This is a genomic window from Lentilactobacillus rapi DSM 19907 = JCM 15042 (genome assembly GCF_001436255.1).
In the GTDB taxonomy this organism is placed as follows: domain Bacteria; phylum Bacillota; class Bacilli; order Lactobacillales; family Lactobacillaceae; genus Lentilactobacillus; species Lentilactobacillus rapi.
In genome coordinates this window covers 1-11,012 of record NZ_AZEI01000081.1, presented here as the reverse complement: position 1 = coordinate 11,012, position 11,012 = coordinate 1, and the positions used below count along the sequence as shown (strand labels likewise).

General features: G+C 44.5%; 9 protein-coding genes, 19 tRNA genes and 1 rRNA gene. 4 read left to right on the top strand and 25 right to left on the bottom strand.

Annotated features, from left to right (window positions below; genetic code table 11):
- Window positions 1-123: 123 nt before the first annotated feature.
- Window positions 124-1,458 (bottom strand): sensor histidine kinase, encoded by a 1,335-nt coding sequence (locus FD12_RS11660; RefSeq protein ID WP_054749031.1) that lies wholly within the window; start codon window positions 1,456-1,458, stop codon window positions 124-126.
- Window positions 1,455-2,147, bottom strand: coding sequence for a response regulator transcription factor (locus FD12_RS11655; RefSeq protein ID WP_056983274.1), 693 nt, complete (start codon window positions 2,145-2,147; stop codon window positions 1,455-1,457). Before FD12_RS11655 ends, FD12_RS11660 begins: the two co-directional genes overlap by 4 nt.
- Window positions 2,148-2,409: 262 nt before the next feature.
- Between FD12_RS11655 and FD12_RS11650 the strand changes: the two genes are divergently transcribed.
- The 3 genes from FD12_RS11650 to FD12_RS11640 are packed head-to-tail and all read left to right on the top strand — an operon-like array spanning window position 2,410 to window position 6,087.
- Window positions 2,410-2,817 carry a GtrA family protein gene (locus tag FD12_RS11650; RefSeq protein WP_082622255.1) on the top strand — a complete coding sequence of 136 codons (408 nt, stop codon included), beginning with the start codon at window positions 2,410-2,412 and terminating at the stop codon, window positions 2,815-2,817.
- Between the two features lie 7 nt (window positions 2,818-2,824).
- Window positions 2,825-5,083: a glycosyltransferase family 39 protein gene (locus FD12_RS11645; RefSeq protein WP_146986061.1), complete on the top strand. Its 2,259-nt coding sequence runs from the start codon at window positions 2,825-2,827 to the stop codon at window positions 5,081-5,083.
- Between the two features lie 20 nt (window positions 5,084-5,103).
- A complete protein-coding gene (locus FD12_RS11640) occupies window positions 5,104-6,087 on the top strand; it encodes a glycosyltransferase family 2 protein (RefSeq protein WP_056983270.1) in 984 nt (327 codons plus the stop codon).
- 285 nt (window positions 6,088-6,372) lie between these two features.
- On the opposite strand, the gene FD12_RS11635 is transcribed toward FD12_RS11640, so the two are convergent.
- From FD12_RS11635 to FD12_RS11625, 3 genes are all read right to left on the bottom strand, one after another.
- Window positions 6,373-7,047, bottom strand: a complete 675-nt coding sequence (locus FD12_RS11635; RefSeq protein ID WP_054749029.1) for an adaptor protein MecA — start codon at window positions 7,045-7,047, stop codon at window positions 6,373-6,375.
- A gap of 116 nt (window positions 7,048-7,163) precedes the next feature.
- Window positions 7,164-7,562 carry a transcriptional regulator Spx gene (gene spx / locus FD12_RS11630; protein ID WP_054749028.1) on the bottom strand — a complete coding sequence of 133 codons (399 nt, stop codon included), beginning with the start codon at window positions 7,560-7,562 and terminating at the stop codon, window positions 7,164-7,166.
- 109 nt (window positions 7,563-7,671) lie between these two features.
- A complete protein-coding gene (locus FD12_RS11625) occupies window positions 7,672-8,409 on the bottom strand; it encodes an MBL fold metallo-hydrolase (protein ID WP_054749027.1) in 738 nt (245 codons plus the stop codon).
- Between the two features lie 110 nt (window positions 8,410-8,519).
- Here FD12_RS11625 and FD12_RS11620 point away from each other — a divergent pair, with 110 nt between their 5' ends.
- Window positions 8,520-9,023, top strand: a complete 504-nt coding sequence (locus FD12_RS11620; protein ID WP_082622254.1) for a monooxygenase — start codon at window positions 8,520-8,522, stop codon at window positions 9,021-9,023.
- Window positions 9,024-9,152: 129 nt separating this feature from the next.
- On the opposite strand, the gene FD12_RS11615 is transcribed toward FD12_RS11620, so the two are convergent.
- The 20 genes from FD12_RS11615 to rrf all read right to left on the bottom strand — a co-directional run bounded on the left by FD12_RS11615 (window position 9,153) and on the right by rrf (window position 10,952).
- Window positions 9,153-9,227 (bottom strand) — tRNA-Asp (locus FD12_RS11615).
- 4 nt (window positions 9,228-9,231) lie between these two features.
- Window positions 9,232-9,305 (bottom strand) — tRNA-Met (locus FD12_RS11610).
- Between the two features lie 26 nt (window positions 9,306-9,331).
- Window positions 9,332-9,403: transfer RNA gene (locus FD12_RS11605), tRNA-Glu, on the bottom strand.
- A gap of 7 nt (window positions 9,404-9,410) precedes the next feature.
- Window positions 9,411-9,498: transfer RNA gene (locus tag FD12_RS11600), tRNA-Ser, on the bottom strand.
- Window positions 9,499-9,502: 4 nt separating this feature from the next.
- Window positions 9,503-9,576, bottom strand: a tRNA-Ile gene (locus tag FD12_RS11595).
- Between the two features lie 10 nt (window positions 9,577-9,586).
- Window positions 9,587-9,657 (bottom strand) — tRNA-Gly (locus FD12_RS11590).
- A gap of 19 nt (window positions 9,658-9,676) precedes the next feature.
- A tRNA-Phe gene (locus tag FD12_RS11585) sits at window positions 9,677-9,749 on the bottom strand.
- A 5-nt stretch (window positions 9,750-9,754) separates the two neighbouring features.
- Window positions 9,755-9,829: transfer RNA gene (locus FD12_RS11580), tRNA-Asp, on the bottom strand.
- A 4-nt stretch (window positions 9,830-9,833) separates the two neighbouring features.
- Window positions 9,834-9,907 (bottom strand) — tRNA-Met (locus FD12_RS11575).
- Window positions 9,908-9,913: 6 nt separating this feature from the next.
- Window positions 9,914-10,001: transfer RNA gene (locus FD12_RS11570), tRNA-Ser, on the bottom strand.
- 44 nt (window positions 10,002-10,045) lie between these two features.
- Window positions 10,046-10,119: transfer RNA gene (locus tag FD12_RS11565), tRNA-Ile, on the bottom strand.
- Window positions 10,120-10,129: 10 nt separating this feature from the next.
- Window positions 10,130-10,203: transfer RNA gene (locus FD12_RS11560), tRNA-Met, on the bottom strand.
- A 33-nt stretch (window positions 10,204-10,236) separates the two neighbouring features.
- Window positions 10,237-10,310 (bottom strand) — tRNA-Pro (locus FD12_RS11555).
- Between the two features lie 6 nt (window positions 10,311-10,316).
- Window positions 10,317-10,390: transfer RNA gene (locus tag FD12_RS11550), tRNA-Arg, on the bottom strand.
- Between the two features lie 9 nt (window positions 10,391-10,399).
- Window positions 10,400-10,485 (bottom strand) — tRNA-Leu (locus FD12_RS11545).
- 6 nt (window positions 10,486-10,491) lie between these two features.
- Window positions 10,492-10,563, bottom strand: a tRNA-Gly gene (locus FD12_RS11540).
- A 4-nt stretch (window positions 10,564-10,567) separates the two neighbouring features.
- A tRNA-Thr gene (locus tag FD12_RS11535) sits at window positions 10,568-10,640 on the bottom strand.
- 37 nt (window positions 10,641-10,677) lie between these two features.
- A tRNA-Lys gene (locus tag FD12_RS11530) sits at window positions 10,678-10,750 on the bottom strand.
- A 3-nt stretch (window positions 10,751-10,753) separates the two neighbouring features.
- Window positions 10,754-10,826: transfer RNA gene (locus tag FD12_RS11525), tRNA-Val, on the bottom strand.
- Window positions 10,827-10,835: 9 nt separating this feature from the next.
- Window positions 10,836-10,952: ribosomal RNA gene (rrf, locus tag FD12_RS11520) — 5S ribosomal RNA — on the bottom strand.
- Between the last annotated feature and the right edge of the window lie 60 nt (window positions 10,953-11,012).

The following is an 11,012-nucleotide window of genomic DNA, read 5'->3' as shown; positions in this document are numbered from 1 at the left end:
GAAAAACTTGTCGTCACAAGTTTTTCTACTCTCAGTTTAGGAGGTATGTCCCAGCCGCTTTTTTCTAAATTCTGGGATCAGCCGTTTACACACTACCGCGAGAACATCGACATAGCTGGATGCTTATCGAGTCGTCGCCGTCTGGTTGCGCATACTAATGGTTGCAACAAACACGGCGCCTTTGGGATGATTATCCTTCACAGTAATCGTTCCATGGTGCTGGCTAACGATCCATTTTGCAATCGCCAGTCCCAAGCCGTTTCCACCCGTCTTGGAATTTCTTGATTTGTCAGACCGATAAAATCTTTCAAAAATTCGTTTCTTGTCTTCGTCTGCAATTCCCACGCCAGTATCTCGTACTTCAATTGTCAACTTGTCACGGACACGGCTGGTCGCAACCGATACTGTGCCGCCTTTTGGGGTATATTTGATGGCATTATCCAATAAAATGATCAATAGCTGCCGAATCAAATCCGCATCAAAATTGCCATGACCTGATGCTCTAAGCGTCTCATCCAACGATTTGTATTGACTGGCGGCAATATCCTTATACGGCTTCAAGACCTGATCGAACCACTGTTGCAAATCCACGCTTTGAATATTGATTTCAATTCGACCAGCGTCTGAACGAGCTAACATCAGTAAACGATTGGTGAGCGTCTGCAAATGCCTCACTTCATCGAGCGAAGTCGAGATCGCATCCACTTGATCAACCACTTGGGACTTCGGTTTCGTCAGCATATATTCCATTTGATTTTGAATCACCGTCAGCGGTGTCCGCAGTTCGTGAGCAGCATTGGCACTAAATTGCCGTTGACGTTTCCACGATTCGACAATTGGCTTCATACTTGATCGGGAAAGATAGTAAGCAATGCCAATGGCCAATATCCAGAACAACGTCAAGGTAATTAAGAGTGAGCGCCTAAAGCTGTTAATGGCTAATAAGTCCGTATCAATGTTTTCCAAGATTAGGACGTAATTGCCGGCATACATCGGATTCGTATTGGACTTAGGCACTTTAATCAACAGCGACCGAAAATAATGCAAGGTGTTATCCGTTGACATCAACGTGACTTCTTGGACCTTGTTAATCTGAGTCTTGTCTAATTTAGTATTGATAAACAAATTGTAAATTCGATTCCCCAGCATTTGAGCGTTGATGATTTGCCCACGTTTATTAAACACTAAAATGTTTGTCCGAAATGGGGTATCGCCATTATTAGGGGCGGTCACACCTGGTGCCGTATTCCCATTGTCGGTTCGAAAACTGGGCTGCTTTTTATTATTCAGGACGACCTGCTTTTGCGTAATGAGTCCGTGGTCAATATTCTTATAGATCGACTGATGAAAGAAAAAGTTAACCACTAATCCTAATACCATGAATAGCAACGCAAAACCAATCAGTTCCTTGACAAAAAGGGAAAACTGCTGCTTTTGTTGTGGATCGCTGTTCTTCACGCTAGGGCCTCCGTTTCAAACATATAACCAACGTTTCGTAACGTCTTGATTGGTGAAAGCGAGGATGACTTTTTCAGCTTTTTTCGTAAATTACTCATATAAACTTCGACCACCGAAATGGCTGTTTCGGATTCAAATCCCCATAACCGGTCAAAAATTTGATCTTTGGTGATGATCGTGTCCGGATTTTGAATGAAGTATACCAGCAAATCAAATTCTTTGCCATTTAATTCCAGTGGCTTATCGTTGACACTCACAATTCGGTTGCTTAAGTTAACCTTGAATGGGCCAACGGTCAGCTGGTTGTCGTTTCCAAGGTGGCCGCTGCGCTTCAATAGGGCCTTGACCCGCATGATCAATTCTTCTCGGTGAAATGGCTTGGTCAGATAATCATCGGCCCCCAACTGAAAGCCATGCACCTTGTCGTCCAAGGTATCTTTGGCCGTTAAAATCAGCACTGGCATACTCAAGTGATCTTCGTTTCGCCAGTGTTTTAAAATATCGTAGCCATTAACTTGTGGCAGCATGAGGTCTAAGACAACCAGATCATAAATGCCTTCTTGGCCGAGCATCTGACCTTCGAAGCCATCATGAGACACGGTTGTTTGGGCAATTTCATTAAGAAATAATTGGAGGCTCTTGGCAAGTTCTTCGTCATCCTCAACAATCAAAATATGAAGTTCTTTCATGGATGGTATCTCCTTTTGTAAGTGAGCATAGCCTGAGATTAAAACTGGAATGTCAGTCGAATCGTATGGCTAAAATTTATGGTTGAAGTGCTTCTGGGGAAATTTCTGCCTAGCAGAGCTGTCCTTCTACTCTACTTAAAGTACCGAGTTTTCACAAAACCGTCAACTAAATTAGCCAAATTTTATCGAAAACCAATTTTTAAGCTTAATTTATGCTTGCTTCGATAAACTCACTGCATCAATAAAAAAGGAGGTTGATCACATCAAAAGCACAAAGCAATTTATCAAATTCGGGCTGACTGGCCTGCTTAATACAGTTCTAACCTATGTCATTTATTTATTACTGCTTCAACCGACGAACGCCACCTTTGCAATGGGCGTTGGCTACGGCATCACATCGCTTATCGGCCTGTCGCTGAATAATAAATGGGTATTTAAAACCCACGGCAACCTTAAATCAGTGGTTATTAGATATTATGCCACTTATCTGTTTACCTGGTTAATCAGTATTGGCATCGCGCACATTGCCAGCAGTTCAGCAGTCATTAACTCACAACTGATTCCACTGGTGAGCTTGATGATCACCGTTCCCACAAACTTTTTGCTTTCAAAATTTTGGGTATTCAACAATAAAAAACAATTAAGGGAGGCCCACCACCTTGGCAGCTAATCAAAGAATGGTTGAAAATACCCAGACCCGGACCAATAAACGATCCTTCAAAATTGATTGGATCTTAACGCTGATCCTAATCCTAGCCTTATTTCTTTACGGCTGGCAGATTTGGAAAGCTGGTTCAGCAAATGCCTTTTACACCGCGGCAATTAAGAGTATGACTGAAAGCTTCAAGAACTTTTGGTATGGTAGTTTCGATCCCGCAGGTTACATTACCGTTGACAAGCCCCCCGTCGCCTTATGGTTTATGGCAATCAGTGCCAAGATTTTCGGCGTGCACGGTTGGAGTGTCGTCCTGCCATCAGTTTTGTTTGGCGTTGGTTCAGTGTATCTTATGTATCGGCTGGTTCAACCCTACTTTGGCAAATCAGCGGGTCGCTTAGCATCACTTGCCATGACCCTCACGCCCATCGTGGTCGCTGATTCCAGAACAAATAACATGGACGCAACTTTGATCTTCTTCCTGTTACTAGCGTTGCTGATGCTGGAAAAAGCAATTGCCAGCCAAAAGTTGTTAACGTTACTCACCAGTTTTGCGTTAATCGGCATCGCATTTAACGTTAAGATGCTCCAAGCTTTCATGATTCTACCGGCAATATATTTATTTTACTGGCTGGCAGCCAATGAAACTTGGAAAAAGAAGGTTACCAAGCTCGCATTTGCCACAATCTCACTACTCGTTTTCACGTTGGCACTGCCCTTATCAACCGATATGACCTCCGCCAGCAAGCGTCCCTACATCGGCGGTTCAGAAACAAATTCTCTCATGGAATTGGCGTTTGGCTATAACGGGACTGAACGACTACTCGGTCAGACGACAGGGACTGGCGGGACCTTTGGCGGCGGAATGAACAGTAAAACGCAAACTAAAAAAGGCGGCGGACCACAAGGCGGCAAGCTGCCAACAAATATGAAGAAGGGCAACGCAAAAGCGCCTGGAAAAGGCGGTGGTAAAACCGCTCAAGGCATGCCTGGTGGTCAAAATCAAAAAGGTGGCCCGGGAAAAATGGGTAATGGCGGTGGCGGCGGTGGTGCATTTGATATCGGCACCATCGGTCCGTTCAGGTTATTCCAGTCATCACTAGGGCCACAAATCAGCTGGTTATTACCCTTCGCCATTATTGGCTTGATTGGCGGACTCGTCTTTTTCCGTGATCGTAAGCGCAAATGGTATGCCCTCTCTCGCGAACAAAAACAGCTGATCTTGTGGACCGGTTGGCTCGTTCCAGTTTATGGCTTCTTTAGTGTTGCCAGTTTCTTTCATCCCTACTACATGATTATGCTGGCACCCCCAATTGCGGCGTTATTTGGAATTGGCGTCACGGCTTTAGTCAAACTGTTCAATCAAGGGCGTCGTAACCGTTGGCAATTTTATTTATTGCCGGTCGCGATTGTTGCAACCGCGGCCCTGCAGTCCTGGTACGTTTACAGTTACTATCCTTGGCTCACCTGGCTGATTTTGGCGGTGGCCATTGGTATTTCTGCCGGATTAATTCTCCTGCCTCACCGAACGATTACGCAGCCATTAATCGTTGGTGGCCTACTCGGGATTTTAGTGGCACCGACTTGGTGGTCGCTCACACCCACAATTGCAGCTGAGTCGGCCATGATTCCGACTGCTGGCCCATCGCTTTTGACATCTGGTCAAGGCGGTTCAGCAATGGGTGGCGGCGGTATGGGCAATAGCCAAGTCAACTCTAAATTGCTCAATTATTTGGAGAAAAATCAGGGCAATGCCAAATACCTCTTTGCCACCAGCGATTCGACGACAGCCGCCCCTTATATCATCAAAACCGGTAAGGCTGTCATGGCAATGGGTGGATTTAACGGAACCGATCCGGCAATTACCCTGAAAGAATTTAAAAAGTTAGTCAAAACCGGCCAACTCAAATATTTCTATTATTCCGGCAAATCGGGAAATTCTGAGATTATTAACTGGATTAAAAAGCACGCAACCAAGGTCAAGACGAGCCTGTATCAAAATACCAGCTCACAGGCAGTTGGAACCTCAAGCAGTCAAAAGCAACCAAGCTTTAATGGAAAGGCCAAACCAACCGGCACCAAGAAGCGGGGCGCCATGACACCGCCAACCGGTGGGAAGCGGGGCGCTGGAATGAACGCCACCAAGAAGCCGTCAAAGAAGCCCGGAACTAAGAACAAAGCAACCACCCCAACTCGCCAAACTAAGCAAGGTAACGCTCAACAACCTGGTGGTATGGGCTCAACCGGCGTCCTCTACGATCTATCAACAATCTACAAATAATTTGCAAAGGAGGTCCTCAAATGGATAAAGAAACTGAATTAATTTCAATTGTCCTCCCAGTCTTTAATGAAGAAGCTGGCATTGAAAACACAATTGATAGTTTGGAGAATTTCACTGCCAATCAACCACAAAACTTTGAATTGATTTTTATTGATGATGGTTCAAGTGATCAAAGTGCCAAGTTAATTGTCAATTCGCAGGCATATCATTCAAACATTAAACTCGTCCAATTTTCCAGAAATTTTGGTCACCAACTCGCCATCACGGCTGGCATCCGCTACGCAAGTGGTGACGCAGTCGTTGTCATGGACGCCGACTTACAAGATCCCCCTGCTGTGATCGTTGATATGATCAGTAAGTGGCATGAAGGCTATGATGTTGTCTATGGCAAACGGGTGCTCCGGGATGGTGAAAGCTGGTTCAAGAAAGTAACCGCGGCCATGTTCTACCGCGGGCTACAAAAAATCACCAGCATCAAAATTCCGTTAGATACTGGTGACTTTCGATTAATGGATCGCCAAGTTGTCCACGAACTTAGTCGAATGAACGAGACCGACCCGTTTGTTGGCGGAATGGTCAGCTGGGTTGGCTTCAAGCAAGCGGACGTTGAATATGAGCGGCGAGAACGAATTGCCGGTTATTCAAAGTACCCGTTGACCAAAATGATTCGTCTGGCGATGGACGGGGTCACGTCGTTTTCGGCAGTCCCCCTGCAGCTGGCAAATTGGCTGGGAACTTTTTCGATTCTATTTAGCCTGGGTTACTTGGGATTTGCCTTGATGACCCAAATGGATACCGCTCACTTTGCGGTCTTCTCAATCTTCTTAATGGTCGGGATCCTGTTACTCTCCCTTGGAATGATTGGCTCCTATCTGTTCAGGATCTTCGAGGCATCCAGAAAGCGGCCGCTATACATTGTTTCAAAGACGACCGGCTTTCAGGATCCCCCATCTCCCAAGACTTACTACACAACAACCTTAACAAAACGCGCCAATAACTATTAGTTGATAAAAAGGCCGCCAAACTCTGATTGAAATTTGAGTTTGGCGGCGTTTTGAATGAGCATCTGAATGACTTGTCAAAGCAAAAAAGGCTGAGTCATTAGTCGGCAAAATATTTATGAATGCAACTTGGCTGTCCCTTTCTATCTTGATAAAGCTTGCGACAAGCGGCTGATCTCGCCCATTTAACGAAAAGGACCAACTATTCCAAAATCAGGAATAATTGGTCTTTTTCGTCAAATCTGGGATCAAATCGCCGTTTGTCCCAATCTTCAGTGAATTTAAAAATCATTTAAAATAGTATCTGCTCAATTCCAGCGCACTATTTTCCATCAATTGTTGACCATACTCAGTCAAAACATCTTCAGTGATGGTCGTCTTTTTGCCATATTCGTTCGCAATTGCAACTTCATCACTGACAACCATATCAACTGGATCGTTGCTGAACAATTGTAGGATTAAATAGTACTTATCTTGATACAAGTACAAATCTGACGTCCCATTTTCCAGTCTCAACGCCTTAGCTAACTCAATAAAGTCATTTAATGCATCAAATTCAAGAATCACAGTTCTCTTCTGATGCCCAAATTCATCATTTGTTTTGCTATCACCTGCATGTTGTGATTTGCCGGTGTCTGGATGTTCATCAATATACTTGGACACCTGATCACGCTTATCCTGGTTACCACTCTTTGAATCCAACATCATTTCATTGTTAGAGATGTCAACATCCTTACTGATGAACAGCTCAAGTCCATTTTGATTTGGAAGAACTTGGAAAGTGACGGCATCATTATTCTGAAATTGATGATCTTTGTCAACTTCCTCAAGAATACTGTAGAAGAAGCTTTCAATCTGTTTATGATTCCCGAGTAAATCTAGTACGGTAATCCCACGTTTATCAAGATCATCATTACCAATTAATACTCGAATTGTATTCTCGTTAATCCGTTCCATTTCCATCTTAGCCACCCCTTTCAATATCCTAGGGTTATTAATAATAACATTGTAACATGAATACTGTCCATGTAAATAATACGGCTAAAAATGGTTATTAACAAGTAATTAAGACATTTTCATTATAGTGCATTTCGAATGAGGCGCTCCAAGTCATTCTTCCGAACTTCTCGTGGTAGGAACCGGCGAATCTCGTCATCGTTAAACCCGATTTCTAAGCGTTTGGCATCCATCAGGATTGGCCTTCTAATCATTTCTGGGTGGGCTGCTAAAAGCTTGATCAGTTCACCAATTGTTAAAGAATTAATTTTGTCTTTGTATTGTTCGTATACGTAAGATCGGGTTGAAATTAAGCCTTCAGTCCCCCGTTCCGACAACATTAGAATTTGTTTCAATTCTGTCGTAGAGAGCGGTTGAGCAAAGATATTCCGTTCCTTAAAATCTACCTCGTGATCGATTAACCACTGCTTTGCTTTTCTACAAGATGTGCAACTTGGGGTCGTTAATAAATTGACTGTCATAAGTTTCATCCTCCTAATAATCATTTCTGTATCTTGATTATATAGAAGAATGTTATAAAAGTCATAAGATTCACAGAATGACCATATAAAGACCTTTTTTTGGTCAAATTTAGATGACAACTGTCAAGTGCCGACTCGCAACCAGAACGGGGATCGAACCCGCAGTGTGTTGCGCTTCAGCCTTTAGCTTAGTCATATCTCCAGTAGCCGGTAAGTGAGTCAGCAACAATTGACGATCATGCGCATCTTTAGCAAGTTGCCCAGACTCCGTGGAAGTCATATGCCACTTCTGACCGGTTTTATTCGCAAAGAAATTGGTATCGGTCATCAGCAGATCTGCGTTAGCGACAAAGCTTGTGAGTTCCTTAAAGTAAGCTGTGTCCGCCGTAAAAGCCAGCACCTTGTTGGTTGATTTCTCAACAATTCTCAATGCAAATGCAGGCACTGGATGGTGGGTCTTGAAGAAGGTAATTTCAAACGGTCCGACTTCCAATGATTGATCGGGATCATAAGCAATGCCTTTTGTTGAGTTTGGCCAATCCAGCCCCGCAAAATTTTGTTTATCAAGTTGATGACCATAAATCGGGAGTACCTTTTCAGTATATCGCGTGTCGTGCAATTGCCAGTAGTATTGAAGCACCCCAACGTCGGCCGTGTGATCATGATGATAATGAGTTAAAATGACTGCATTTAGTTTCATGGGATCTAATACTTCTTCCAAGCTTAACAGCGCTGCACTTCCACAGTCTATCAATAGATTAAAGTCACCAGATTGTAACAGGTAACTGCTTGTTCCATTTCCGTTAGCAGGAAAACCACCTAAAAAGCCTAACACAGTTAATTTCACAAATACCCCTCCTCATTTTCTTTCAGTATAATGTCGGTCAACGACATTGTAAATGTTTGGCTAAGTTCGTGAAAAAAAGTATAATGTTCTTGGATGTAGGAGGTGGGTCTATGAACGAACAAATAGCGATTACATTTGGTAATGACAAGATTTTGTCTGAAATAAAGGCAAATCACCCAGATCGTGATTTGCGTGTTTTTCAAGCGTTGAATCAAAATGACAAGTTGATGATGTTGGATTATTCTGGAAAACCATCTGTATTCCAGTCACCGGTGTTATACGATGTGTTGAGCCACACTGGTACGGATAAATGGGATGGGTTCGTCAGTTTCTCCGCAATGGATCTCAATTTTGATCAACAAAAAGTTTTTGACGCCAGAATTAACAAGTTACGCAGTGACGGACTACCGGATGGTATGCATTCAATCTATTCGCTTAATTACCATAAAGATATCAATCAACGCGTCATTCTAGGCACCTGGAACTCATATTCAGATTTCGAATTATGGAAGAACGGTTCTCATGAATTTATTCCAAAAGAATATCGCGATTCACCGAGTTTCTATTCGCATGAAGCGTACTACACACCAGCTAAAAAAACTGAGGCAAATTAAGCATCAATTTAAAATGAAAAAAATGTCTATATTCAATCGTCAAATTGGCGTTTGAATATAGACATTTTTTTAATGTGATTCTTTCGACTTTAGCGTTAAAAACAAGCTACCAAGCTGTAACCTGTACACCGGTTCGTACGAGACTCGAACTCGTGATCTCCTGCGTGACAGGCAGGCGTCCTAAACCAACTAGACCAACGAACCAAAATTGCGGGAGCTGGGTTTGAACCAACGACCTTCGGGTTATGAGCCCGACGAGCTACCAGACTGCTCCATCCCGCGATAATATAAAAATTCATTCTCATGAATGACCCGTACGGGATTTGAACCCATGTTACCGCCGTGAAAGGGCGGTGTCTTAACCACTTGACCAACGGGTCATTTGAACGGAGAAGGAGAGATTCGAACTCTCGCGCCGCTTACGCGACCTACACCCTTAGCAGGGGCGCCTCTTCAGCCACTTGAGTACTTCTCCAATATGGGCCTAAATGGACTCGAACCATCGACCTCACGCTTATCAGGCGTGCGCTCTAACCAGCTGAGCTATAGGCCCATTAGTACAAAGCGGGTGACGAGAATCGGACTCGCGACAACAGCTTGGAAGGCTGTGGTTTTACCACTAAACTACACCCGCAAAAAAATATTAAAAAAAGTGGCGCGGGACAGAATCGAACTGCCGACACATGCAGCTTCAATGCATTGCTCTACCGACTGAGCTACCGAGCCAAAAGCGGTTCGTACGAGACTCGAACTCGTGATCTCCTGCGTGACAGGCAGGCGTCCTAAACCAACTAGACCAACGAACCAAAATTGCGGGAGCTGGGTTTGAACCAACGACCTTCGGGTTATGAGCCCGACGAGCTACCAGACTGCTCCATCCCGCGATAATAAGGAGGATGAGAGATTCGAACTCTCGCGTGGTTTGACCCACCTAGCGGTTTTCAAGACCGCCCCCTTCAGCCACTTGGGTAATCCTCCATAAATAAGCTGATATAAAACGAACTCTAAAAATGTTGAGTCGATGGACCTTGTAGGACTCGAACCTACGACCGAACGGTTATGAGCCGTTTGCTCTAACCAACTGAGCTAAAGGTCCAAGACCTATATCGCGGCAGGGGGGATCGAACCCTCGACCTCCCGGGTATGAACCGGACGCTCTAGCCAGCTGAGCTACACCGCGATGATGACTAAATAAATGATAATGTTCTATCAATCGGGAAGACAGGATTCGAACCTGCGACCCCCTGGTCCCAAACCAGGTGCTCTACCAAGCTGAGCTACTTCCCGAAAAAATGCACCCAGTAGGAGTTGAACCTACAACCTTCTGATTCGTAGTCAGACACTCTATCCAGTTGCGCTATGGGTGCATAAAACTATGCCGAGGACCGGGATCGAACCGGTACGGTCATCACTGACCGCAGGATTTTAAGTCCTGTGCGTCTGCCAATTCCGCCACCCCGGCATAACAAGCGGAAGACGGGATTCGAACCCGCGACCCCCACCATGGCAAGGTGATGTTCTACCACTGAACTACTTCCGCAAAATGCCGACTAGAAGATTCGAACTTCCGACCCCCTGTTTACAAGACAGGTGCTCTGCCAGCTGAGCTAAGTCGGCATACAAAATATTATGCGCTAATAATATTCAATTGTAATGAGCCGTGGCAGTCTCGAACTGCCGACCCTCTGATTAAAAGTCAGATGCTCTACCAACTGAGCTAACGGCTCATATGGAGGATACAGGGATCGAACCTGTGACCTCCTGCTTGTAAGGCAGATGCTCTCCCAGCTGAGCTAATCCTCCAAATATAAAGCGTGGCAACGTCCTACCCTCGCAGGGGGCGATCCCCCAACTACTCTCGGCGTGCAGAAGCTTAACTGCTGTGTTCGGCATGGGAACAGGTGTATCCTTCTGGCTATCGCCACCACACTTCTTGTTGCTTGAAAGAACTTCGTTCTCTCAAAACTAGCTAATATTAATTTTCTGCGT

What these genes read in the sequence shown, in the direction of transcription:
- FD12_RS11620 (WP_082622254.1), top strand. Translation starts at nt 8,520, where the DNA reads ATGAACGAACAAATAGCGATTACATTTGGTAATGACAAGATTTTGTCT.
- FD12_RS11645 (WP_146986061.1), top strand. Translation starts at nt 2,825, where the DNA reads ATGGTTGAAAATACCCAGACCCGGACCAATAAACGATCCTTCAAAATT.
- FD12_RS11640 (WP_056983270.1), top strand. Translation starts at nt 5,104, where the DNA reads ATGGATAAAGAAACTGAATTAATTTCAATTGTCCTCCCAGTCTTTAAT.
- FD12_RS11655 (WP_056983274.1), bottom strand. Translation starts at nt 2,147, where the DNA reads ATGAAAGAACTTCATATTTTGATTGTTGAGGATGACGAAGAACTTGCC.
- spx (WP_054749028.1), bottom strand. Translation starts at nt 7,562, where the DNA reads ATGACAGTCAATTTATTAACGACCCCAAGTTGCACATCTTGTAGAAAA.
- FD12_RS11635 (WP_054749029.1), bottom strand. Translation starts at nt 7,047, where the DNA reads ATGGAAATGGAACGGATTAACGAGAATACAATTCGAGTATTAATTGGT.